The 25,523-nt window shown below is 31.1% G+C and carries 23 protein-coding genes and 1 riboswitch; all 23 genes read left to right on the forward strand.

Annotated features, from left to right (window positions below; all coding sequences use genetic code 11):
- Nucleotides 1-6 precede the first annotated feature (6 nt).
- The 23 genes from B3086_RS14905 to B3086_RS15015 all read left to right on the forward strand — a co-directional run bounded on the left by B3086_RS14905 (nucleotide 7) and on the right by B3086_RS15015 (nucleotide 25,147).
- Complete coding sequence (locus tag B3086_RS14905; protein WP_346893775.1) at nucleotides 7-582, forward strand: PilN domain-containing protein; 576 nt, start codon at nucleotides 7-9, stop codon at nucleotides 580-582.
- Entirely contained in the window at nucleotides 569-1,816 is a 1,248-nt protein-coding gene (locus B3086_RS14910) for a type 4a pilus biogenesis protein PilO (RefSeq protein WP_346878430.1), read from the forward strand. Before B3086_RS14905 ends, B3086_RS14910 begins: the two co-directional genes overlap by 14 nt.
- The gene (locus B3086_RS14915) at nucleotides 1,803-2,663 is read left to right on the forward strand and encodes a type II secretion system protein (protein ID WP_346847197.1); all 861 of its coding nucleotides are present in this window, start codon (nucleotides 1,803-1,805) and stop codon (nucleotides 2,661-2,663) included. Before B3086_RS14910 ends, B3086_RS14915 begins: the two co-directional genes overlap by 14 nt.
- Before the next feature lie 56 nt (nucleotides 2,664-2,719).
- On the forward strand, nucleotides 2,720-4,744 hold the full coding sequence (locus tag B3086_RS14920) for a hypothetical protein (protein ID WP_346893777.1): 2,025 nt from the start codon (nucleotides 2,720-2,722) through the stop codon (nucleotides 4,742-4,744).
- 19 nt (nucleotides 4,745-4,763) lie between these two features.
- Entirely contained in the window at nucleotides 4,764-5,258 is a 495-nt protein-coding gene (locus tag B3086_RS14925; RefSeq protein WP_346893779.1) for a prepilin-type N-terminal cleavage/methylation domain-containing protein, read from the forward strand.
- A gap of 85 nt (nucleotides 5,259-5,343) precedes the next feature.
- A complete protein-coding gene (locus tag B3086_RS14930; protein ID WP_346893781.1) occupies nucleotides 5,344-7,995 on the forward strand; it encodes a VWA domain-containing protein in 2,652 nt (883 codons plus the stop codon).
- Nucleotides 7,996-8,184: 189 nt separating this feature from the next.
- Nucleotides 8,185-8,283, forward strand: a riboswitch (purine riboswitch).
- A gap of 246 nt (nucleotides 8,284-8,529) precedes the next feature.
- Entirely contained in the window at nucleotides 8,530-9,984 is a 1,455-nt protein-coding gene (guaB, locus tag B3086_RS14935; protein ID WP_346893783.1) for an IMP dehydrogenase, read from the forward strand.
- A gap of 22 nt (nucleotides 9,985-10,006) precedes the next feature.
- The gene (gene guaA / locus B3086_RS14940; RefSeq protein ID WP_346893785.1) at nucleotides 10,007-11,536 is read left to right on the forward strand and encodes a glutamine-hydrolyzing GMP synthase; all 1,530 of its coding nucleotides are present in this window, start codon (nucleotides 10,007-10,009) and stop codon (nucleotides 11,534-11,536) included.
- Between the two features lie 331 nt (nucleotides 11,537-11,867).
- A complete protein-coding gene (locus B3086_RS14945) occupies nucleotides 11,868-12,251 on the forward strand; it encodes a hypothetical protein (RefSeq protein ID WP_346893787.1) in 384 nt (127 codons plus the stop codon).
- A gap of 258 nt (nucleotides 12,252-12,509) precedes the next feature.
- A complete protein-coding gene (locus B3086_RS14950; protein WP_346847204.1) occupies nucleotides 12,510-12,872 on the forward strand; it encodes a NifB/NifX family molybdenum-iron cluster-binding protein in 363 nt (120 codons plus the stop codon).
- An 18-nt stretch (nucleotides 12,873-12,890) separates the two neighbouring features.
- Entirely contained in the window at nucleotides 12,891-13,721 is an 831-nt protein-coding gene (locus B3086_RS14955) for an ATP-binding protein (protein ID WP_346893789.1), read from the forward strand.
- Nucleotides 13,712-14,563 carry an ATP-binding protein gene (locus B3086_RS14960; protein WP_346893791.1) on the forward strand — a complete coding sequence of 284 codons (852 nt, stop codon included), beginning with the start codon at nucleotides 13,712-13,714 and terminating at the stop codon, nucleotides 14,561-14,563. The genes B3086_RS14955 and B3086_RS14960 overlap by 10 nt, the downstream gene beginning before the upstream one ends.
- A gap of 40 nt (nucleotides 14,564-14,603) precedes the next feature.
- On the forward strand, nucleotides 14,604-14,960 hold the full coding sequence (locus tag B3086_RS14965) for a NifB/NifX family molybdenum-iron cluster-binding protein (RefSeq protein ID WP_346847207.1): 357 nt from the start codon (nucleotides 14,604-14,606) through the stop codon (nucleotides 14,958-14,960).
- Nucleotides 14,961-14,970: 10 nt separating this feature from the next.
- On the forward strand, nucleotides 14,971-15,201 hold the full coding sequence (locus B3086_RS14970) for a Fur family transcriptional regulator (protein ID WP_346893793.1): 231 nt from the start codon (nucleotides 14,971-14,973) through the stop codon (nucleotides 15,199-15,201).
- Entirely contained in the window at nucleotides 15,171-15,623 is a 453-nt protein-coding gene (locus B3086_RS14975) for a DUF134 domain-containing protein (protein WP_150845363.1), read from the forward strand. Before B3086_RS14970 ends, B3086_RS14975 begins: the two co-directional genes overlap by 31 nt.
- A gap of 137 nt (nucleotides 15,624-15,760) precedes the next feature.
- A complete protein-coding gene (locus B3086_RS14980) occupies nucleotides 15,761-16,771 on the forward strand; it encodes a hypothetical protein (RefSeq protein WP_346893795.1) in 1,011 nt (336 codons plus the stop codon).
- A gap of 335 nt (nucleotides 16,772-17,106) precedes the next feature.
- A complete protein-coding gene (locus B3086_RS14985; protein WP_346893797.1) occupies nucleotides 17,107-17,799 on the forward strand; it encodes a hypothetical protein in 693 nt (230 codons plus the stop codon).
- Between the two features lie 132 nt (nucleotides 17,800-17,931).
- The gene (locus tag B3086_RS14990; RefSeq protein ID WP_346878438.1) at nucleotides 17,932-18,954 is read left to right on the forward strand and encodes a calcium/sodium antiporter; all 1,023 of its coding nucleotides are present in this window, start codon (nucleotides 17,932-17,934) and stop codon (nucleotides 18,952-18,954) included.
- 73 nt (nucleotides 18,955-19,027) lie between these two features.
- The gene (locus tag B3086_RS14995) at nucleotides 19,028-20,383 is read left to right on the forward strand and encodes a glucose-6-phosphate isomerase (protein ID WP_346893799.1); all 1,356 of its coding nucleotides are present in this window, start codon (nucleotides 19,028-19,030) and stop codon (nucleotides 20,381-20,383) included.
- 2 nt (nucleotides 20,384-20,385) lie between these two features.
- Entirely contained in the window at nucleotides 20,386-20,832 is a 447-nt protein-coding gene (locus B3086_RS15000; RefSeq protein WP_346893801.1) for a YaiI/YqxD family protein, read from the forward strand.
- Nucleotides 20,833-21,040: 208 nt separating this feature from the next.
- Nucleotides 21,041-23,047 (forward strand): triple tyrosine motif-containing protein, encoded by a 2,007-nt coding sequence (locus B3086_RS15005; RefSeq protein ID WP_346893802.1) that lies wholly within the window; start codon nucleotides 21,041-21,043, stop codon nucleotides 23,045-23,047.
- 68 nt (nucleotides 23,048-23,115) lie between these two features.
- Nucleotides 23,116-23,958, forward strand: coding sequence for a lytic transglycosylase domain-containing protein (locus B3086_RS15010; protein ID WP_346893804.1), 843 nt, complete (start codon nucleotides 23,116-23,118; stop codon nucleotides 23,956-23,958).
- Nucleotides 23,959-24,430: 472 nt separating this feature from the next.
- A complete protein-coding gene (locus B3086_RS15015) occupies nucleotides 24,431-25,147 on the forward strand; it encodes a 16S rRNA pseudouridine(516) synthase (RefSeq protein WP_346893806.1) in 717 nt (238 codons plus the stop codon).
- Nucleotides 25,148-25,523 lie beyond the last annotated feature (376 nt).

A 25,523-nucleotide genomic window follows, 5' to 3' on the forward strand; every position in this document is an offset into this window, starting at 1 on the left:
GAGATTATGAATGATTTGAATTTTTTCTATGTGGATACAAATAAAGAAAGCGATGCAGGAGTAAAAAAAGCAATTTTTAGTGCAGCAGCTATAGTTGGGGCAGGTATTATAGTAACCTTGTCATTTAATACTTTTGGAATTTATAGAGCTGAAAAATCAATAAGTGATCTTAATAATAAAATTAATGAAGAAGCTTTTCTAGAAAGTTATAAGGAAAGTTTAGAGGTAGCTACAGAGAGAAAAACCTTTTCTACTTATAATAGTAAGTTAAATGAAATTTTCCATGGCATAATCGATAGAAATAAATTAAGTCCAGACTTTATTGAAGAGATAAATTATACCCTTCCAAAAGAGGTGTATTTTAAATCTATGAATTTTGCAGCAGGTTCTATAGAAATAAATGCTTCAGCTACAAATAGAGAGGCTATTGCTGAGTTTCAACATAATATGAATAATATTGAATTCATAGAAGAATCTCATATAGGTGGAATAGTGTCAGACTTAGGTGATGGTGAAAAAGAAGTATTTACCTTTACTATGACCTGTAAACTAAAGGAGGCCTACTATAATGAAAGTAAGTAAAAGAGAAAAATTTTTATTAGGAGTGTTAGTCCTCATAATTATATGTACAGCATATTATAAGTTGGTTTATGAAAGACAATATGCTAAATTGCAAGAAATTAAACAGGAAGAATCAGAGCTGAATAAGAAATATAATGAGATGCTTTCCAATATAAATACTATTACAAAGAATAAAGGTGATATAAAAATATTAAAGGGTAGTATAGGTTCAAAGTCTATGCTGTTATATCCTAAGATCTATCAAGATAGAATAATAATAGAGCTAAATAAACTATTAAATAATGCTGGAATTAAGGGAAGTTTAACTTTTTCAGAGGTTACTGTTTCTCCAATAGAAGCTTATTTTTCAGAAGTAGCAGACCCTAAGGAACAAGCATCCCTAGAGCAAGTAGTGGAGGAGTCTAGTAAAGAAAAGACCAAGGAAGATGTGGAAGAAAAACTAGAGGAAACTAAAGAACTTGGAGAAGATCAAGCTACTAAAAGAGATGAAGGAGAGTCAACTGGAAATAAGGTAGAGCAAATGAAGGTATCGGTATCCTTTAATGGTACCTATAAAAATGTTGCTAAGTTCGTAAAGCTAATATCAGAATATGAAAGAATTTTAGCTATGCCAAATATAAATATAACAGCCTCTGGGAATGATGAAGTCTCTGGAACTTTAGATTTAGAATTTTACTCCATACCCAAAATTAATCCTTATGAAGATTCAAAGTACTTAAAATGGACTTTTGACGAGGAGTATGGAAAGGAAAATCCTTTTTTAGAAGGAAATCAAAGCTCCATGGCATCAAGAACTAGTGAAGGAAATAATTATGTTCTAATCATGGCTTTAAAGGGTGTGAATTCAGATTTACCAAGTTTAACTTTAGGTAAGGAAAATGATTTAACAAGAGAAAGTTATATATATAATGATGAAAATAAAAAGGTAGATGTGGAAATTGAAGTAAATAAGGAAGGTGGTAAGTACTATATTAAGTACAAAACAGAGAAATCTAGCTATCCATCAGATTATAGTAAAAATGGTATAGAGCTTAGGAATGTGGATGAAGAAAATATAAATATTGCAATATACTCATCTAAACGTATAGGTATTGATGATAAGGTAGGAGCAAATATAAAGGTAATAAATAATGCTAATGATAAGAAAGTTTCACTTACTATAATTGATGATGATAAAACTAGTCCAAGGGTGCAAATAACACCAGAAGGAAAGGTGGAGTATGTTAATAAATAAAGTTACTAAATCTAGAAAAAGTAAGAAAGGTTTTACTCTTCTAGAGGTAATAATTAGCTTTGCTCTAATATCAATTATTCTTATTCCTATAGCTAATTTAGTACTAACTTCTGTAAAAATAAATAAATCTACAGAAAATAAACAACAAGCTAAGGCGGTACTTCAGGAAACTATAGAAAATATTAAAACTGTAGATAATTTTTCAAGTGCTTTATCAAAGCCTTTAAATAATGGCATTACTTTAAGTGAAGCTACAGGGGAAGATAATAAATTAATATATTCAATAAGTGGCGAAATAAATGGATTTTCCATAGAGGGATCTATAAAAGAACAGTCCAAGGTCATTAATAATAAGGTTAGTGAAATGGAAGTTGACAGAACTATATATTTTCACCACGGATCCATATCCATATCAAATGGTAAGGAGGTTATAGGAGAAGCTATAAAAAAACTATCAGATAATTTAGCTACACCATCAGAGGAAGTCTTTATTGAAATGAAAGAAACAGGGGAGATAAATGTTACTTATGGGGGAAGTATCATTGCTATTCCTAAACCAGAAGCTAAGTCATTACTTATATGCTTAAATGAAGACAGTGAAAAGAAGTTAAATTTAAGTGTAGAAAATAAGAGCCATACAGAAAACTTAAAAATATATCTATTTAATGGGGAAAAAGTATCTGAAAGGCAAGATGTAATAATATCTAAATTTAATGGACAAATAGAATTAATCGAAGGGGTTCAACATAGTGATGATGTTATCAATGAAAAATTGTACTTTGTAGAATTAAGAGCTAATAAAAATGGGGAAGTAGTAGAAAATATGAATTTAGAACTACTTAAGTAGAATAACTAATTAAAAAGGGGTTTTAATAGAGTTGTTAAATTAAGAGGAGGGAGAAGATGAGAAAAAGAAAGACTAAAGGTTCATCTATGTTACTTGTAATAGCTGTGTTTGGTATATTAGCTACCTTAGCATTGGCTATGCTAGGGGCCACCTATGCAAACTATAAGCTAAGAGTAGAAGAGAACAATAGGGTTAAAAATCTCTATTCTGCTGAATCTGGAATTGATAAGGCCTACGCTAGAATCACTAAAGTAGTAGAGATAGCTATAGAGGAAGGCATAGCGGCAGGTAATAAGGAAACTACAATAAAGAAGCAAAATGAAATTTTCAAAGGGGTTTATAAGGATTATATAGATGATAATCTTATAGATTACGTATCTGGAGAATATGTAGTAAATAGTAATAAGGCAGAAGTTAAGTGTGAGTTAAAAGTTCCAGCAATAGAAAAAGAGGGGTTAGATTATAAAATTGTTAAGTTAACTTCTACCTATAAAGATGATAAAGGCAAAGATAGAGTGGTGAGTGTAGCTTATAATTTAGTTACACCGGAAGCTTATAGAATCCTTGATAAAGCCGATGGAAACACATCTAAATTAATAAACTACACTCTAGCTGCTGATGGAAACTTAACTATTGCTACTGATTCATCCCATGTTAAGGAAGGTAAGGTAGAAGTGGACGGAAACCTTTGGATTCAGGGTTTACGAAGTGAAAATATGGTTAATAATCCAACGGTAGATAAGTATAAGGGTGGAATTGAGATAAATAATACTGATATAGAATTTAAAGGACAAGTTAACACCGCTGCCAATATTACAGTAGACAAAAGTAAGGTAAATTTTAAGACAATAACTTTAGAGGATAAAGAAGTTGATAATAAGGTTTATGCTGAGAATATATTTTTAGGTAGTTTAGCAGATGGTGATGTGGATAGTGGTATAGATGTAGATTCCAGTAAGGCAGAGCTATATCTAGCTAACGATTTAGTTATAGGAGCTAGTGATACAAAAATTAATATAAAAAACCTTTATGGTTTTAATGATTTGAATATTGCTGTGCCTACAGACGATGGACAGGTTGTTAGGGGTTCTAGTTCTATAATAATTAACTCCATGAAGTGGCCTAATGATAAGGGTAATTTAACAGTTAGTGACAGTGCCTACCTAATGGGTTCTGCTTATATAAAGACTCATAGAGAGCCCTATCAGACAGGAGAGTCTGTAGCCTTAAAGGGGAATTATAAGGCCTATGCCAAGGATTCTAATGGGAATTATAAGAATAGCCAATATGAGTATTTAGATCCCTTAGTCCTTATAACTAAAAATGCAGAAGGACAACCTTTAAATGTGGTAGATAAAGCAGAGCACTTTGTGGATTATAGTAATTCAAGTGATAAAAGTATAAGAGCAAAGGGAATATCTCTTCCACAGAAAACCTATACTGCTGGAGCCTATATTTCAGGAGGAAAAGCCCATGGAAATTCAGTGAACCTTAATGAAAAAGAACTTGATGCAGTAAAACACATGAGGGAAAGGTTTGTACAAGCTGTTTATTATATGGGAAACGAAGACTTTGATGTGAATAAATTTCAACAGGGTAAGGCTATTTATACTGTAGAAAATCAAATAAACTGGGATGGTGTATCTTCATTAATTGCTAATAGGGGTAACATTATTCAGTTAGAAAATATGGTAATTCTATTAAATGATGATGAAAATAGGGACATTGAAATTAATGATGATAAGCTTATCTTAAGACATGAAAATAAAGAAGCAACCTATAATAAAGAATTCAATAGGGACGAATCTAAAGATATAACTTATATAGTGGTGACAAAGGGTGATGTAAATTACAATGGAACTAAGGATTATAAAGGTACCATTATATCCTTAAAAGATATAAATATAAAGAATTCTAAGGGTTTAATAGGAACTGCTAAATTATCAGAAGATGAGATAAAGGATAAGAAGAATAAGGGTGTATTAGATTTTATCTTTACTCAAGGTAAAAACTTAGTAACAGAGAGAACTATACTAGCTACAAATTTGATTACAAAGGAAAAATGGACACTAGAAAAATAAGTTATAAGGTAGTGGGATTATGATTTTAAATAGAAAGAAAAAAGGAGTAACCTTAATAGAATTAGTGATAGCATTAGGACTTTTAGCTATAGTTACTTCATTCATATTCTCCTTTTTCTTTTCTAATGAAAGAAAGCTAGAGGAGATAAACACTAGATCAGACCTTCAATATGAAGCTAAGGTTATTTTAGATAGTATATCTAAACATGCCATGGCAGCTACTAAATGTAAAGTGGACAAAGAGCTTGATGGTACTGTAAAAACTATAACCTTTTCAAAGGTTGAAGATGATGGCACAGTAACTGATGAGGGAGCTGAATTTATCATTGAAGAATATAATGTTTATCTATCTACAAAAGAGGATGGTAAAAGGCTTATTGGTTCACATTTACATCATATAGAGACTTCAGATGACATTTTAAAGAGTATAGAAATTAGATTGTCATTAAAAGCAGAGGATATAGATTATTCAGTGAAAGAGAGTTTTTTATTTAGAAATAGTCATAAGAAGTAATGAATTAAGTTTCATTGGGAATAAAGTTCCCACTAAGGCAAGGAAGTCTGTTAACAACCTACTAATGGTGATGGAGGTGGATAAAATGAAAAAAAGAATCGGTTATAAAGCCATATTATGCATAGGGCTTATTCTCTGCATGACAGCTACCTTAGTAATGACTTCTGCATCAAATGCCAGTGCTGAAGTAGCAACAAAGCCAGCCTTTGAGGTAAAGATAAATTCAGTATCCCCTGAATTCCCTAAGGTAGGAGAAGATATTACTGTCAGTGGAAAAATAATTCCTAAAGACTTTGAAGCTGAAGTTCCAGCTAAAGAAATAGTATTGGTACTAGATGTATCTGGGAGTATGGCGGACAATGTATATGTAAATGGTAAATCCTCTACAAAGATAGCAGAATTAAAAAAAGCAGCAAAGAACTTTGTAGATAAAATGAAGGATGTGCCTAATTTAAAGATTGGGATAGTAGCCTATTCAAGTAATGCCAGTATTAAAAAAGTAGATAAAGAAATATTAATAGATGCCAATAAGGTAAATGAGCTGAAAACAGTTATAGATAATTTAAAGGCTGATGGAGGTACTAATACTGGGGAAGGCTTAAGAAAAGCTGCCTACCTACTTAGTACATCTAAAGAGAAAAATGCAAATAAGACAGTGGTTTTAATGTCTGATGGAGTACCAACATTTTATTCTTACTATTATTCATATTATTATAAGTATTTTTATAAAAATATAGATGATAGCAATCCGAAGTTTGATGGAAAAGGTAATGAACTTGATGATGATGCAGTAGAATATGCAAATATTATAGGGGAGCGTATAAAGGAATCTACAAACAATGTATTTTCTATAGGTTATGGTTTAGGAAATAAGAATAGTGAAGCCAATAAAACACTAAAACAAATCCATGAATTTATGGGAGGTAAAGAAGGTAATTTCTTTGCATCTGATAATGGTGCTATAGACAACGTATTCCAGAATATAGCTACAGAAATCTTAGCTTCCTATGCCATTAGTAATGTAAAAATGGATATGAATCTTAAATCAGGATTTTCTCTAAAGGTTGGAGGAAATAAAGTAGATATTGATAATGTATTATATAAAACTGATGGTAAAGTTAAAGATGGCAAGGTTACCTATACAGCAGATCCTGTGCCCTTTGAATTTGTAATTAAAAGTGGAGTAACGGGACAGCATGAACTCTTTGCAGGGTCTACAGTGAGTTTCCCTTGGAAGGATAATGAGATTATAACTGCTCCAGTACCTAGTATAAGCGTTAATATAGATAAAAATGAATTACCTAATATTAAGGCTAAGTTAACAAGCCCAAGTGAAGTAGAGGCATATCCAGGAGAGGAAATAAAGGTAACCTATGATATTAAACCTGAAAACTTTGTATTTCAAGATAGTGAAAATGAGTCAACTTCTAATGAAAAGGAAATTGTTTTTTTGCTAGATACTTCAAAAAATGGGGGAGCTAATTATCTTGATGATTCAAAACATTTATGGAGTGGATTATTAAATGATTATAATAAGAAGGACTCTATGGCCAAATTCGGATTAGTAACTTATAGTAATACAGCTGAAATAGAATCAGAACTTACAGATGCTAAGGATATAAAGAATGAATTGGAAAATGTAACATCTTCATCATCTACAGAAAGAAACATTGGTAATGCTCTTGAAATGGCAGATAGTATTTTAACAAATGGAAATAAATGGGCAACGAAATATATTATAATTTTAGCTGCAGGAGATGTTAGCTATGATATAAATAAAATTAATGCTGTGAAAAATAAAGGATATAGCATTATATCCTTGAAATTAGGAACATCAGGAAGTGATGACATTAACAATACCAAAAGCTTAAAGTGGATTCATAATGAGTTGTGGGGAATTGAGGATGATTACTTTAATGCTGTTAGAGAAAATGGTGGTGCTCTCAATAATAAAGTTAAAGAAATTGCATTACGATTATCAACAAAACGATATAAGTCATATGTATTTGGTGATGTTAAGTTAAATTTTAATATAGGTGATGAATTTGACGTAGTTTCAGGACTTAAATCAGTAGAAAGTAGTAGTTCCTATAATTATGCATTAGAGATACCAGAAATTAGATATACCTATGATGTTGTTAATAAAATATATAAAGCTAGTGGGTCGCAGGTATCCTTTATAATTAAGACAATGGAACATGGGAAACTTAAGTTTAAGGATAGTAACACTATTACTTATACAAACCTTATAGGGGAAATGGCGAAATTCAATATAGAAACTCCTACTATTATTGTTAGAGGACAAACAGATATACTTCATGGAATCTATAATGGGTATGACAGTAAAACTGAAAAATATAATATAGACACAGTGGAAAGAACTTTAGCAAAAGAAGCAACAGTAACCTTTGGGGCTACCTTTGAAACCTATAGTAGTAAGGCAAATATCGGACTTAAGGTACCAAGTAACGCAAAGATTCAAGACACTCCTAAGGTATACAAAGTAGATGAAGAAGGCAATCTTCAGTTATTAGGAGATATGGTTATGAATTCTACAGATTCATTATATTCCTATACCTTAGGTGGAAATGTAGTTAAGGATGATAATATTATTGTGCTTTATACAATCACCTTACCTAAGGATGAAGGCGCCTATGAAAATATAATTTCTGTTGATGGAGTTGAAGCTCCAGCTAAATTTAATGTTGGGAAGGAAGCTTTACCAGATTTATTTTAAAATTTTAGTATAAATATGCATTATCTCACTATAATTTTTTAATTAATTATAGTGAGATAATGGAAAAATTCTCATTAGTAATGTATAATTATTATATAAGTCGATAAATTTCTACAAAATTTAGAAAATAGGTTAAAAGTTTTCCTTGACAAACATACTTATTTTAAATAAAATAGGTGTAATCAATTAATAAATTATGAATAAATAACTCATATATCCCTTGAATATGGCAAGGAGTTTCTACCGGAAACCGATAAATTTCTGACTATGAGTAAAAGTAATCATGTTATAGATTTCATTGAATTTATGGACATGCTTAATTTTACTTGTATGTACATAGTATGAACTCTAATGGAGTTATATTATGGGTTGAAAGTGAATTAAGCATGTTTTTGTTTATGTTTTAATTAAATTTAAAATATAAACAAAAACTATGTTAGAGAATTTAATACAATAATTTTAATTGATTTCAGATTATAAGTATAACTAAAGTTAATTATAAAGAAAATAATATAGAAGGAGAGGATTTAAATTATGGCAAAGATATTAAAACAAGGATACACTTTTGATGACGTATTATTAGTTCCAAATAAATCTGAAGTTTTACCAAAGGATGTTAGCTTTAAAACAAACTTAACTAAAACTATAGCTCTTAATTTACCACTAATAAGTGCTGGAATGGATACAGTAACTGAAAGTAAGATGGCAATAGCTATGGCCCGTGAAGGTGGAATTGGAATTATCCATAAGAATATGTCTATAGAAGCTCAAGCAAGCGAAGTAGATACAGTTAAAAGACAAGAAAATGGAGTAATTGTAAATCCATTCTCCATAGGAAAAGATAATGTTATACAAGATGCATTAAACATAATGTCAAGATATAGAATATCTGGAGTGCCGGTAACTGAAAATGGAAAATTAGTTGGTATAATTACTAATAGAGATATAGTGTTTGAAACTAATTATAGTAAAAAAGTAAGTGAAGTGATGACTAGTGAGAATCTAGTTACTGCAAAAGAGGGAACAAGTATTGAAGAAGCTAAGACAATACTTGCAAAACATAAAATTGAGAAATTACCTTTAGTAGATAAAGATTTTAATCTTAAAGGATTAATTACTATAAAGGATATAGAAAAGGCTGTGAAATTCCCTAATGCTGCAAAGGATACTTCAGGAAGATTACTTTGTGGAGCTGCAGTAGGAGTTACAAAGGATATGATGATAAGAGTTGATGCTTTAGTTAAAGCTCACGTAGATGTCATTACTATAGATACAGCACATGGACACTCTAAAGGTGTTATAGATGCAGTTAGAGAAGTTAAAGAAAAATATCCAGAGCTTCAAGTTATAGCAGGTAATATTGCAACAGCAGAAGGTACAAGAGCTTTAATAGAAGCTGGAGCAGATTGTGTTAAAGTTGGTATAGGACCTGGATCTATCTGTACTACAAGAGTAGTTGCAGGAGTTGGAGTTCCTCAACTTACAGCAGTTATGGACTGTGTTGAAGAAGCGGAAAAATCAGGAGTTCCAGTTATAGCTGATGGAGGAATAAAATATTCAGGAGATATCGTTAAGGCACTAGCTGCTGGAGCAAAAGTTTGTATGATGGGTTCAATGTTTGCTGGTTGCGCCGAAGCACCAGGTGAAATAGAAATATATCAAGGTAGAAGTTACAAGGTATATAGAGGAATGGGTTCTTTAGGAGCTATGGCAAACGGAAGTAAGGATAGATATTTCCAAGAAGATAACAAGAAATTAGTACCAGAAGGTGTTGAAGGAAGACTTCCATTTAAGGGTAGCGTAGTAGATACTATATACCAATTAATTGGTGGTATTCGCTCAGGAATGGGATATTTAGGATCAGCTACACTAAAAGATTTATATGAAACTGCAAACTTCGTAGTTCAAACTTCAGCTGGATTTAGAGAAAGTCATCCACATGATATAGTAATTACTAAGGAAGCTCCAAATTATAGTGTAAATCAATAATCTAAGAAGGAGAGCTTAATTTATGGATAGAGAATTAGTATTAGTTGTTGACTTTGGTGGTCAATATAATCAATTAATAGCAAGAAGAGTAAGAGAGCATGGAGTATATTGTGAGATAATTCCATATAGTACTTCTGTTGAAAAAATAAAAGAATTAGATCCTGTTGGAATAATATTTACTGGTGGCCCTAACAGTGTTTACGGGGAGGGTGCTCCAAGAGTAGATAAGGAATTATTTGATTTAAACATTCCTATCCTAGGAATCTGCTATGGTGCTCAGCTTATGTCCCATGTTTTAGGTGGAGTTGTTAAGACTGCTACTGTTAGAGAATATGGAAAAACTGATGTTAACTTAAACACAGATAATAAATTATTTAATGGAATAAAAGAAAAACAATGCTGGATGAGTCACACTGACTTTATAGAAAGCGCACCACAAGGCTTTGAAATCATAGGTCATACAGATGAGTGTCCTATAGCTGCAATGGCGAATGTAGAAAGAAAACTTTATGGGGTTCAATTCCACCCAGAAGTTCAACACACTTTATTTGGAACAGAAATTCTTAAAAACTTCTTATACAATGTATGTGAAGTTAAGGGAGATTGGTCTATGTCTGCCTTTGCAGAAGAAAAGATTGCACAAATTAAAGAATTAGTAGGAGATAGAAAAGTGCTTTGCGCTCTATCAGGTGGAGTTGATTCATCTGTTGCAGCAGTACTTGTTCATAAAGCAATAGGTAAAAACCTAACTTGCGTATTTGTAGATCATGGTCTACTTAGAAAAGATGAGGGAGATCAAGTTGAGAAAATCTTTAGAGAAGGCTTTGATATGAACCTTATCAGAGTAAATGCTCAAGAGAGATTCCTTGGAAAACTTAAAGGTGTTTCTGATCCAGAGAGAAAAAGAAAAATCATTGGAGAAGAATTCATCAGAGTTTTTGAAGAAGAGTCAAATAAACTTGGTAAAATGGATTTCTTAGTTCAAGGAACTATTTATGCTGACGTTGTAGAAAGTGGAACTAATTCATCAGCTACAATTAAGAGTCACCACAACGTAGGAGGACTTCCAGAGGACATAGAATTTGAACTAATAGAGCCATTAAGAGAGTTATTTAAAGATGAAGTAAGAGCTGTAGGAGAGGAAATTGGAATTCCACACCACTTAGTATGGAGACAGCCGTTCCCAGGACCAGGACTTGCAATAAGAGTACTTGGTGAAATTACAGAAGAGAAGCTACACATAGTAAGAGAAGCAGATGCTATATTTAGAGAAGAGGTTGCAATTGCTGGCCTTGAAAGTGAAATCTGGCAGTACTTCGCTTGCTTACCTAATATAAGATCAGTAGGAGTTATGGGAGACGAAAGAACCTATAGCCATACAGTAGCCTTAAGAGGAGTTACATCTTCTGATGGAATGACATCAGACTGGGCAAGAATCCCTTATGATGTACTAGATAAGGTATCTAGAAGAATTGTCAATGAAGTTAATGGAGTAAATAGAATTGTATATGATATAACTTCAAAACCACCTTCAACTATAGAGTGGGAGTAATATAAATATTCTAATAGATTAGATATTACTCTATCAACTCCTTGAAAGAGTAATATCTTTTCTTAAACCCTAATGTATTTATACATGTTATCATGTTTAAATAAATCACACCCAAAGAAAGTAGTTATAAGTTTCTATATAATATAGAAATTTCATAGCTGCTTTTTTTATTTATAAATAATATACAATGTAAGTATTAATTTATAACTTATAGTGTTAAAAAATAAAATAGTAGAATTATTTATTGAATTTACAGCAATATTTATAAGTTATAATGGCACAAATTTTCTTACACAATAATACCATAATATTGTAAAGGAGATGATTAAAAATGGCTTTAGAAATCCACGATCATAACAGAGATGACCAGTCTTTATATGATGAATGTAAAGAACATGTTTATTATCACGTTATTTTAACAATGAGAGACGGAAGCATAGTAGATGGAATAATTGAGAATGTAGATGGAGATCGCGTTACCATGTTAGTGGGTGAAGATGTAATGGAGCTAGATGATGAAAATCAATATGCTCAGCAACGACAATATAACCCTTATGGACGTCCTAGAAGAAGACAAAGACGTTATAGACGCAGAAACTTCCCACTTTTAGATTTAGCTAAATTATTAATAGTACCATATCCACCTTATATTTCTCCATATCCATATTACACCCAATATCCAGGTCAGTATATTAATCCATATTATCCTTTTTAATAAGGAATACTTAAACATCAGTAGTTTTGATTTTTTATAATTAAATAAAGACAATACTCAAGAGTATTGATGGAATAAAATTATCCCCAAAGTAGTTATGAAGTTTCTATATGAATTAGAAATTTCATAGCTACTTTTTTATAAAAAATCATAATTGGCATTTGACAATAACTTAAAATGGCAGTAATATATAATTAGCAAATGCCAATAATGAGAATCACATAAAAGAATAATTAATAAAGAAATGAGGAATGGAAAATGAAAATAGCAGTTTCAGCAGAAGGAAAAACTATTGTAAATTTACTTGATATGAGATTTGGAAGATGTGAGTATTTTCAAATTCATGATACTGAAGGTGGAGAAATTAAAGTTTTAGAAAACCAAGGCAAAAATGCTAGTGGTGGAGCAGGTATTTCTGCATCTAATCAATTAATTGATGAAAACATAGATGTTATTATCACAGGAAATCTTGGACCTAATGCTTTTGAAATCATTGAAAAATCAGGAGTTAAGGCATATAAGTGTGATGGTATAGTTATAGCTGAGGCTATAGAAAAATATAAAAAAGGTGAACTTGAAGAAATAAAAATGTCTGGTCCTGCACATCACGGAGCTCACTAGATTGGAGATGAATAGGTAGTGAATATAGCAGTACTTAGTGGAAAAGGCGGTACAGGAAAAACCACAGTATCTACTAATCTTGCTCTTGCTCTAAAGGCAAATTATATAGATTGTGATGTGGAAGAGCCTAATGGTTTCTTATTCCTAAAGCCTATAGTAGATAGAAAAGAAAAAGTAATGGTAGAATATCCAATCATAGATGATAACAAATGCACTAACTGTGGAGCTTGTGTAAAAGCTTGTCAATTTAATGCTCTAGCAAAGGTTAAAGATGATATTATGTTGTTCCAAAAGTTATGTCATGGTTGTGGAGCATGTGAAATTGCATGTAAATATGGTGCTATAGCCTATGGTGAAAGAGAAACGGGTAAGGTTGAAAAAGGATCAGTAAGAGATATAAACTGTAGCAGAGGTGTTTTAAATATAAGCGAGCCAATGGCAGTGCCTGTTATTAGAGAATTACTTAATGGATTATCTAAGGGAACTAATTTAATAGATTGCCCACCTGGAACTTCTTGTAATGTGGTAAATTCTTTGAAATATGCTGATGGGGCAATACTTGTTACAGAGCCTTCTGAATTTGGTCTTCATGACTTAAAGATGGCAGTGGAACTTGTGAAAATGTATGATATTCCCTTTGGCATAGTTATAAATAAGGATGATGGAAAAGATAACATAGTAAAAAAGTATTGCAAAGAAGAAAATATAGAATTAATAGGAACAATTACCTATGATAAGGCTACAGCAGTACTTTATTCTAAGGGTGAAATACTTTACGATTATTTAGTTCATAAGAAGATATTTGATAAGCTTTCAGAGGGAGTAAAGGAGGTGCTATCTTGGAATTAGTAGTTTTAAGTGGAAAAGGTGGCACTGGAAAAACCACCATTGCAACAGCTTTAGCTGAACTTGAAAAAGATGTATTAAGAATAGACTGTGATGTAGATGCTCCCAATCTTTATCTCTTTTACAAGGGAAAAGATATTGAAAAAGATGAATTTGTAGGTGGAAAAAAAGCATCAATAGATGAAAGCATTTGTATTAAGTGTGGTAAATGTGAAGGTGTTTGTAAATTTAATGCCATAGAAAACTTTACTATAAATCCATTTCTTTGTGAAGGCTGTGGAGCATGTACATTAGTGTGTCCTGTAAATGCAATAAAACTAGAGGATGAAAAGACAGCAGATACCTTCATTACAGAGCTAGATAAAGGCATAATTTCAAGGGCAGAAATGGGTATAGGCAGTGATGGTTCAGGAAAATTAATAACTGAATTAAGAAAAAATGGTAAGGGATTTAATAAGGATGAAAAGTTAACTATAATTGATGGCTCACCAGGTATTGGATGTGCTGTTATAGCTTCAATAACAGGTTCAAATGCAGTTTTAGTTGTAACAGAGCCTACAAAATCAGGCCTTGAAGATTTAAAGAGAGTAGTACAGCTGTGTAAACACTTTGGAGTTTTTACTATGGTTTGCGTAAATAAATTTGATATAAATGAAGAGGTTACAAAGGAAATAGAAAACTTTATTTATGAAAATCAAATAGTTTTAGTAGGTAAAATTCCTTATGATGACATGGTTATGAAGTCTATAAATGAATTAAAACCTATAACTTTCTACAAGGATAGCATAGCTGAAAAAGCTATTGAAGCTATGTGGAGTAATATGACTAAGTATATATTAAATTAATATATTAAATTTTTAGGTAAAATAAAAGGAGGAATTTTTAATGAAAATAGCAGTTGCAAGTGATGAGAAATATGTAAGTGGACATTTTGGACATTGTGAAGGATTCACAATATATGAAGTAGAAGAGGGTAAGTCTTTAGAAAAAAGTTTTACTCCAAATCCAGGACATAGACCAGGACTTCTTCCAGTATTTTTAAGAGATTTAAAGGTAAATGTTATTATTGCAGGTGGTATGGGAGAAACAGCACAAGACTTATTTAACGAAAATGGAATTGAAGTTGTAGTTGGTGCACAAGGACTTAGTGATGATGTAGTTCAAAAATTTGTAAATGGTGAATTAAAATCAACAGGTAGCGTTTGTACAGAACATCAACATGAAGGTCACTGTAACGAATAATTATTATAAAATGAAAATATTTAGTGGCAAACCCCTGTATATTCATTTTAAATGTTATAAATGTAATAGTATAATTGATATAGATAGTCAAAATTTAAATTTTGACTATCTTAAATTAAACAAAAGAATAGAAGAAGAAAGTAACGTAAAAATATATGATTCTGATATAATGTTTATAGGATTATGTAGTAAATGCAGGGAGGATTTAAAGTGCCAAGACCAACAAAATTTAGAAGAGTAGAGTTTTTCCCAGAAGATACTTATTTTGTTCCATGGGGAAAGCCTAAATGTGAAATTAAAGAAACAGTTTTAAAGGTAGAAGAACTTGAAGCTATGAGACTTAAAGATATTGAAGAATTAAATCAAGAACAATGTGCTGAAAGAATGCAAGTATCAAGACAAACCTTCCAAAATATTATTGATAGTGCAAGGAAAAAGATAGCTATTGCTTTAACAGAAGGAAATGCTATAAGAATAAGTGGTGGTAACTACAGAGCTACTTTTTGTAAATTTAAGTGCCTTCATTGTGGAGATGTGTATGATATAAATTATGAGCAAGACAAGGATAATTGTCCTACTTGTGGTTCAGAGGAAGTTGTTTGCAGCAAGAAAGCAGAGCTTTGTAAAAGATGGTGTAGAGGAAATAGTGTAGAGGATAAATAAGAGGTGGATTTCCACCTCTTATTTATTTATCTATTAAATTTATATTATTTTACAGATGAAAAAATATAAGTTTAAGAATTTAAAATCCATTCTCTAGGAATAATAAATTTAAAGTCATAGGAATGGAGAGTGCTGATATGAAGAATTTTAAGGTGATTGTTTTAGTAATATTTATCACTTCTTTTATAGTTAACTCACCTATAGAGGTTTTAGCATTACAAAGTAATAAGAGAAAAGATAATGATAAAAGGATAATTGAAATATGTGATGAAGTGAGAACTACTCCTGTGGATGAGGAAGAGTTATTAAAGCTAACAAGGGAAGGATTAGACAAAGAAGATGCCGAGTTTTATATAAGACTTGATGAAATAGTAGAAAGGTTAGAACAGTGTGATTTAGAAGTGATATTAGATAATTCCATAGAAGATATAACTGATAAAGACTTTAGAAACAATAAGGAATACTATAGAAATCAAATACTAAAAGGAGATAAGGTTGCTTTAAAGAAAGCCTTTAAATCTCTAAAAAATATCTTTAGTGAAGAAGAATATACAGAAAAGGTAATTAATACTTTTGCTAATAAATCTGCTTATGAAATAATTTATCCTGATGGTTCAAAGATTACCTATAACACAAAAAACTCTCAAAGAGAAAATTTAAATAGAGAAAAGAATATTAAAAAACCAGTTATGTCTAATAAGGGTTATGAAGAAATCCTCATGGAAGAGGGAGTTTCATATGCCTATGGAAAGGTGGAATCTAAAGAAGCAGAGTGGTGTTTTGAATCAGAATTATCCTATTCTAAGATACATCTATATACTGAGTTTTTACTAGGTACTGATAAAATATCAAAAATTAACTACGCTAGAGGTGGGCAATCTTCCTATGGAGTAGTTAATATTGCAAATAGTACTGGAGCCACTATCTCTAGAACCTATAGTGAAGGTAAAGAAATACCTGCGGAAGCAAGAAATGAAGTCATATTTACTGTGACAGGTTCCTTTGGAGCTTCCTTTTTAATCTTATCCATAGGAGCAAATCCAGGATATAACTGGACTCAATATATAATATTTAGACTTTATGAAGTAGAAAAAATAGATGATAAATATGGAGCTCACTACAAATGGTACGCAGCTGAATTTAAGTAATCCTCCAAATCTATGATTTGGTTAAGGATTACTTACTCATTCGAATGAATATGAGAAGGAGTGTCCCCTCGAGCAAAGCGAGAAAATAAATCTATGATTTGGTTAAGGATTACTTACTCATTCGAATGAACATGAGAAGGAGTGTCCTCCCGAGCAAAGCGAGAAAAAGAAATTTTATATTTGGTTAGTCGAAGTTAAGTGACCATTTAAATCTATGATTTAATTATGAGAACTTACTCATTTGAGCATAGCGAAAAGGAGTTTCACTTCAAAGATGAATATGAGAAGGAGTGTCCTCTCGAGCAAAGGGAGAAAAAATTAAAGAGGAATGTTATATGAGTAAACTTAAGAAGAGATATAAAAACAAGAAGAAGTACAAAATCAAAAATGGAAAAACAATTAAGAAAAATAGAAGAATCTTTATGATTTCAGTTATAGGATTATTCTTATTAATTACAGCTATTCTAATTAAGAATGATTTATTTAAAGAAACCATGGAGATAAAAAGTGGTAACTTGCCTATAAAAGATGAAGAACCCTTTGAAGTAAAGTTAACAGATAAGATAACATATCTTCTATCTAAGACCCTTAACATAGGTGAAGATAGAATATCTATTCTAAATGTATCAGATATACAAAAGGATAAATTAGTCATGTTTTTATATGAAGACAATGGTAAAAACTATGAGGGGTTATGCCAATTAAGTAAAGTAGAAAATTCTTATAACATCTTAGCAACTTCTATAAAAGAGGTAGATAAACATGCTCCTTTTACAGTGAATGTAATGGAAACAAAGGTAAGTGCTACTGAGAATTACAAAGTTCTTGGAGGAGTAATAAATGATGAAAATATAAAATGCATAAATATTAACTTTACTAATAATACTATGACGAATATATTAATTGGAGAAGATAGATCATTCTTTTATGTAATAGAAGAAAATGAGATAGATATTTTAACTATAGAAGCATTAGATGATTCTCTTAAAATATTTTATAAGTGGTCCAGCAAAGAAAAAGGAATATAAGATAAAGATAAACTCGGTGAATATGTTAAAATTCATTGAGTTTATTTGTTTTAGCCATTATTATAAGTATATAGAGTAGTTTGAAATAATTTACATAATATTGTATACTGGCATAAGAGGGTGGAGGATATAATGGAGATGTTTTTACCTATAGTAATGTTTATTATAGGAATTATAGTAATAATAAAGGGCGGAGATATATTTGTAGACTCAGCTATGTGGATTGCTGAGATAACAGGAATACCAAAAATAATTATAGGAGCAACCATTGTAAGTTTAGCAACTACTCTTCCAGAGTTTTTTATAGCTTCAGTGGCAACTATTATGGGATCACCAGAGATTGCAGTAGGTAATGCTATAGGAGCAATAATTTGTAATACAGGGCTTGTTCTTGCTATTTCAATGATTGCAATGCCTGTGGAGGTAGAAAAGAAGAGGTTTATGCCAAGAGCTTTTATGATGGTAGTATCTATGGTTTTACTATTACTTTTTTCTACAGATGGAAATATTAATAGAATAGAAGGGGTAGTCCTTTTAGGGTTATTTGTGTACTATATAAGAAAAAATATAAAGGGTGCTAAAAAGTCCCTTGAAATTCCTGATGAGACTGCTATGACTATAGATGAAATTAGTGTTAGAAGAAGAGTAAAAAAGAGAGAATTTGCAAAACATATAGTTGTATTTATAATAGGAGCAATACTTATAGGATGTGGAGCTAGGTTATTAGTTGTAAATGCGCAGATTATTGCCAGGCATTATGGAGTAACAGAAGGAGTAATTAGTTTAACCATTATGGCCTTAGGAACATCGTTACCAGAATTAACTACTGTTTTAACTTCTATATATAAGAAGGAAAGTGGAGTAGCGGTTGGTAATGTTATTGGTGCAAACATACTAAATATAACAATGACTATAGCTGCTAGTAGTATTTTAGCTAGGGGTGGATTAGTACTAAACTCTAGAAATATTCATATATTTAACGCATCTTTTATAAGCTTTAATCAGACTATACTTTTAGATATTCCAGTGGCTTTAGTATTGATGCTACTTATAATCTTACCTATATCAACTAATGGAAGATACTCTAAGAGAAATGGAATAATGCTGCTTAGTGTTTATATAATATACATAAGTTTTTTGATTTTAATAATATAAGGTATCTTCCCATCTTTGACTTGTTATTTATTTTCAGATACCTAATAAATCGTTTTATAGGAGGCAATTAGAAATGACTAGTTCTTTAAGTTTAAATATAAAAAACCTTCAAGAGGCAGTTAATGAATCACATATAGATAATTTAAAACCTATGATAACAGCAGCCCACAACACTCTGCATAACAGAAGTGGTGCTGGCAATGAATTTTTAGGGTGGCTTGACCTACCAAATAATTATGATAAAGCTGAGTTTGAAAGAGTAAAGGTAGCAGCTAAAAGGATACAGGAAAATTCTAAGGTTCTTATAGTAATAGGCATTGGAGGTTCATATCTTGGAGCTAGAGCTGTCATAGAAGCAATGACAGGACCCTTCTTTAATAGTATGGATGAGGATAAAAGAAAGGTTCCAGCAGTATACTTTGCAGGAAACAATATAAGTTCTACTAATTTGTCTCAACTTATACAGCTCATAGATGGGAAGGATTTTGCCATAAATGTTATTTCAAAATCAGGAACTACTACAGAGCCTGCCATAGCCTTTAGAATATTTAAAGAAATCATTGAGAAAAAGTATGGCAAAGAAGAAGCTAAAAATAGAATTTATATAACAACGGATAAGGAAAAGGGAGCTCTTAAAAAATTAGCAGATACAGAAGGGTATGAAACCTTTATAATTCCTGATGATATCGGTGGAAGATTTTCCGTTTTAACACCAGTAGGGTTACTTCCCATTGCAGTGGTAGGAATAAATATAGATGAGCTGTTACAAGGTGCTAGAAATGGAAGAGAAAACTTTAGTAATGAAGATGTACATAGAAATATTTGTTATAAATATGCAGCTGCAAGACATCTTTTATATGAAAGAGGAAAAACTACAGAAATTCTTGTAAACTATGAACCTTGTCTACAATACTTTGGAGAGTGGTTTAAGCAACTTTATGGAGAGAGTCAAGGGAAGGATGGAAAGGGTATATTCCCTGCATCTGTTAACTTTTCAACAGACCTTCACTCCATGGGTCAATATATTCAAGACGGAATGAGAAATATATTTGAAACTGTAATAAATGTAGAAGAACCACAAATAAATTTATCCATAAAAGAAGATGAAGAAAATGTGGATGGACTTAATTTCTTAGCAGGAAAGACTATAGATTTTGTAAATAAAAGAGCTATGGAGGGAACAGTCCTTGCCCATGTAGAAGGTGGAGTTCCTAATATAGTTATAAATATGAAAGCTTTAAATCCTAAGGCTCTAGGAGAGCTTATATACTTCTTTGAAAAATCCTGTGCCATAGGAGGATATTTATTAGGAATAAATCCTTTTGATCAAGAAGGGGTAGAAGCCTATAAGAAAAATATGTTTGCTCTACTTGGCAAACCAGGTTATGAAAAGCTTCAAAGGTCTCTAACAGAGAGACTAGGTGATTAATTATGACTATTATAGTTGATGGTGATGGATGTGCAGGAAGAGGTATTATAGAAGAAGTAGCTAAGACCTATAAGGTTCCACTAAAAATTTATTGTGATATACATCATGTGATAAATTTAGAATATGGTGAAGTTATAATTATGGATAGTGGCTTTCAAGCAGTGGATATGAAGGTTGCCAACGAAGCTAAAAGAGGAGATATAGTAGTAACTCAAGATTATGGGGTAGCAGCTATGGTTCTTGGTAAAAAATCCCATGCCATAAGTCCAAGGGGATATATATTTTCAGAGAACAATATAGACAAATTACTCTTTGAAAGACATATAAGTGCCAAGGTAAGACGTGGTGGAGGAAAAACAGGAAAGCATAAAAAAAGAAATGAAGACGATAATATAAGCCTTAGAGATAATTTAATAAAGCTTGTAGAAAGAAGTCTAAGAGAAGAATAGAAAAACATAAATTAAGAAAACACTTGTAGAAATATAATTTACAAGTGTTTTTTTACAAGGATTTTGTCTAATGAATTATCGCAAATAAAGACCTCCATAGGTTGTTACATAATATGTAAGTGTAGTATAATATAGCTATGCTTATGTAAGAATATTATAACAATTTAATCAATTAGGGATGTATATGTACATTCTAGGGGGAATATGTATGAATGAAATGATTATTGGTACAAGCCTATCAAGTCCACAGGAGAATGGGACTGAAATTAAGATATATATAGAAAATAAAATGTCAGATGATTTATTATATAAATTTATAATAAACTGTGATGGAGGTTGGGAAACCATTAGAGATTTCCATGAGGAGGATTTTACCTATTGGACCCCTAAGGAAGATGGCAAATACATGATAATGGTACAATCCAAAAAAAGAAATGGAAAAAAACCCATTGAATTTACATCTAGAATGGACTTTATCATAGGCTCTGTAGAAGAAAAACTAATAAAAGATATTATCATTAGTAATAATGAAATAAAGTTAGGGGAAAAGATAGAAATTGATGTTGTACCTAACAAATTACCTATCCTTTGTAAGTATTGGATAAAAGAAGATTGTAAATGGAATTTAATAAGAGACTATTCCATGGATACTAGTTTAAGTTTTACCCCAAATCGAGAAGGGGATATTGAGATTCTTATAGAGAGTAAAGAAGAAGGTTCAGACCATCAATTTGATGACTTTAAAAATGCGACCTTTAAGGTATTACCCATGGATGAAATAAGAATTAACAATATACAGTGCTTAACAGAAGAGCTGATAGTAGGTAATGAATTAACCTTTGAAATTGATGCACGCTTTGATGAAAATAGGGTTGTGTTATACAAATTTATGAAGATTGATGAATATGGAAACATGCATGTAATGCAAGACTTTTCAAGTAAGAGACTAGTTAGCTTCACAGAAATACTACCAGGTAAGTATAAGCTTTTATGTTTAGTGAAGGACATGTATTCCCATGAGAATTTTGATGATAGGGGGATAATACACTATACTGTAGATAAATATAAACCTATAAAAATTCTTAACTTCACTTCTGATTTAAGCTCACCACAGCTTGAAAAAACACCTATAGAGTTTAAGGCAATATGCTCTGGTGGAGATAAATTGCTCTATAAGTTTGTAGTAGATGGAAATTATCATAGTAGTTCAAATTTTACTACTAACAACAGTTATAAATGGATTCCAGAAAAAAGTGGCTTATATAGAGTTGAAGTTCTTGTAAAGGATAGTACCTATAAGGACGATTATGAAGAGAAGGCAATTATGGACTTTGTTATAGATGAAGACTGCACACAAAATGTATATATAAAAGAAATTAAGCTAAATAAGGACAAGCAACTTCTTATAAATGAACCAGTTAAGGTAAATGTTGAAGCCACTGGCTCAAGAAATTTATTATATGAATTTATTGTAAAAAAAGAAGGTAAGGAAGTCAAGTTCATAGAATATAACGAAGAAGATAATTTTAAGTTCACTCCTACTAGTGTAGGAAAATATGAAATAGAAGTTAAGGTAAAACATCTAAAATCTAAGAGAGACTATGATGTACATTCAGTGATATATATAGATTGTAAAGAATATATACCAGCTAAGATAGATTATATTCTTACAGAAAAGAAGTATATGTATCTTATAGGTGATGAAATAGTCTTAGAGGTAATAACAGAAAACACTAGCAATACTTTAACTAAATATAAGGTTGAAATCAATGGCAGAGAAGTTGAAACTACGGAATTTAGTAATGATAAGAAGTTTAAACTAATTCCAAAATGTGCAGGAGTATATACGGTAAAAATATATTGTAAAAATGTATTTAGTACTAAAGAGTATGATTGTAAAAAGGAATTGATTTTAGATGTATTACAAGGAGTTCCAGTAACTAACTGCAAGATAACCTTAGATAAAGAAGTAATAAGGTGCAATGAAGATGTTAACTTCTATGTGGAATGTGACGGTGGAAAAGATAATTTATATGAATTTTATTTAATGGAAAAGGGAGAATGGAAGCTAATACAAAAGTATAGTAAGAAAAATTATTATACCTTTATGCCTTTCTATAAAGGGTTTTATAAGATATTGGCATTATGTAAAAGCTGTTACTCTAAGAGTGCCTATGATGACTATTCCATTTATGAAATTCAGTGTAAGGAATAAGGCATCTTAAAAAAATAAATAAGTGAAAGATGCCTAATAAGGTATAAAGAAACAAGGGAGATGAAGTAATGAGTTACGATGTGGGTAGTGTTTATGGAGGAATAAATAACTATATAAACAGCATAGCTACAAATGGAAATACTAATAGTAGTATAGGTTCAGTAAACAATGGAATTACTCAAAATCAATATGTTAATGGCCTAGGTATTCTCAACGATACCTTAAGTTCTGGTACTGGCAGTGATGCCCTTACTGGACTGATGAGCTTAGGTTTAATGTCAGGAAGCTTTGGTGGAGGTTCAAACAGCAACACTTCTTCAAGCACTGGTGGATTTAGTTTAATCATGGCATCTTTACTAAAGGCCATGGGTGAAAAAGAGAGACAAACTCAGCAGGGAATAGATCAAAATAATAGAGCTTATAATAGCACTTCTAATGGTATAAATGATATCAGCAATGTCATTGTAAGAGCTATAGGAGGAGTAACACCTTCCACAGTGGTAAGTGCTACAGGTACTGACTCTGAAAGAATTGAAAAAGCCATAGCAGATGCTTCAACTAAATATGGAGTAAATGCGAATTTAATAAGAGCTATAATTAAAACAGAATCAAACTTTAATACTAATGCAGTATCTCCTGCAGGAGCTAAAGGATTAATGCAGTTAATGCCTTGCAACATAGAGCACTATGGAGTTAATGATCCTTTTAATATAGAGCAAAATATTGATGCAGGTACAAGACACATAAAGGATTATCTTAAAACCTATAATTATGACCTAAACATGGCCCTAGCAGCATATAACTTTGGACCAGGAAATATGGCATCCAGAGGAATAAGTAACTCCAGTGATTTTTACAAACTACCATCAGAAACAAAAAATTATTTAGTAAAGATAAATAATTTAATATAATAAACTAAATCTTAAGTTAATGTTGGGCCTGTACTTATATTATTGACGCTCAGCCGTTTCGAAGCATTGATTTACTAGAGGATTTATTCAAGGTAAAATCTACAACACAACAACTCGTATGCACTCAAACAAGTTGTGTTGCTTAACGATTTTACCATTCATAAATCCTAAGTAAAGAAATGTTTTAGGAGGCTCTTCTAATAAATTAGAAGAACTAAGTTCGAATATCTAAATCAAAGATTTAGATTCTTACTTATTCAAATGGCATTCGCTAACAATAATATTAAAGTACAGGCTCAACATTTTATAAAGATAAGCGAATAATTATTAAATAGCTTTATTATATCCTATAATTAGCTTAAAATATTAGATTTATTTTTAAAGTAATGTTAAAATGAATTTTGACTAATAATAATTAAAGTTAAATAATGAGTTAATATATAGATAAACTATTAATAAAGGATGGTATGATATGGAACGTTTAGATAAAATTTTAGGAAATTTGGGCTATGGAAGTCGTAAGGAAGTTAAGGTTAGTTGTAAAAATGGAGAGGTTGTTGTTGATGGAGAGGTTGTAAAGGACAGTTCAACTAAGGTTGATCCAGAGACAGCAGTTATTGAGGTAAATGGAGAAAGGGTAATGTATAGAAAGTATGTTTACCTACTTTTAAATAAGCCAGCAGGAGTTGTAAGTGCAACCTTTGATAATTATGATGAGACTGTTATAGATTTATTAGATCCAGAATATCAAGTTTTTGAGCCATTTCCAGTGGGAAGATTAGATAAGGACACTGTAGGATTCTTATTGCTTACTAATGATGGAGCTTTAAATCATAAGTTAATCGCTCCTAAAAACCATGTAGATAAGGTTTATTATGCAGAAATAGATAAGCCAGTAAATGAAAAGGATATTGAAAGTTTTAGAAAAGGTATTGTCATAGATGATGGTTATAAGTGTATGCCAGGAAAGTTAGAAATTATTTCTTCTACAGAAGATGGTTCTGAAGTTTTAGTTACAATACAGGAAGGTAAGTTCCATCAAGTTAAAAGAATGTTCGAAGCTTTAGATAAATCTGTTGTATATCTAAAAAGAGTTAAATTTGGTCCTATGGAACTGGATGAAACCTTAGAAGAAGGCGAATATAGGGAGCTTACTAAAGAAGAAATTGAAGCATTAAACAACTTATAGGGATTTATTAACTGTATATACATTAAATTGAATATAAAAGGTAATTTGGTGTATTGTGTAGAAAATATACAAAAAATATAGATAAGGTATAAATATTAACAATTAGTTTATATTTTTTATTATAAATTTACTTGAAAATTTATAAAATTATATATATAATATATATATAAATAGAATAAATAACCCCTTTTTATTTATACGTATAACCTAACCCCAAGGGTTATACAAGTTATTTTATGTCGAATATAATTGTATATTATTGCAAGGAAAAAACCCATTGGTTACCCCCGATGGGTTTTTTCTTGTAATAAAATTTATTTTTGGAAAACATATGTTTAAGAAGTTAAACAGAGTTCTTAGCTTCTTTGAAGCATAG

Origin of the sequence: Clostridium sp. UBA871 (assembly GCF_002295255.1) — a bacterium.
Classification (GTDB): domain Bacteria; phylum Bacillota; class Clostridia; order Clostridiales; family Clostridiaceae; genus Clostridium_J; species Clostridium_J sulfidigenes.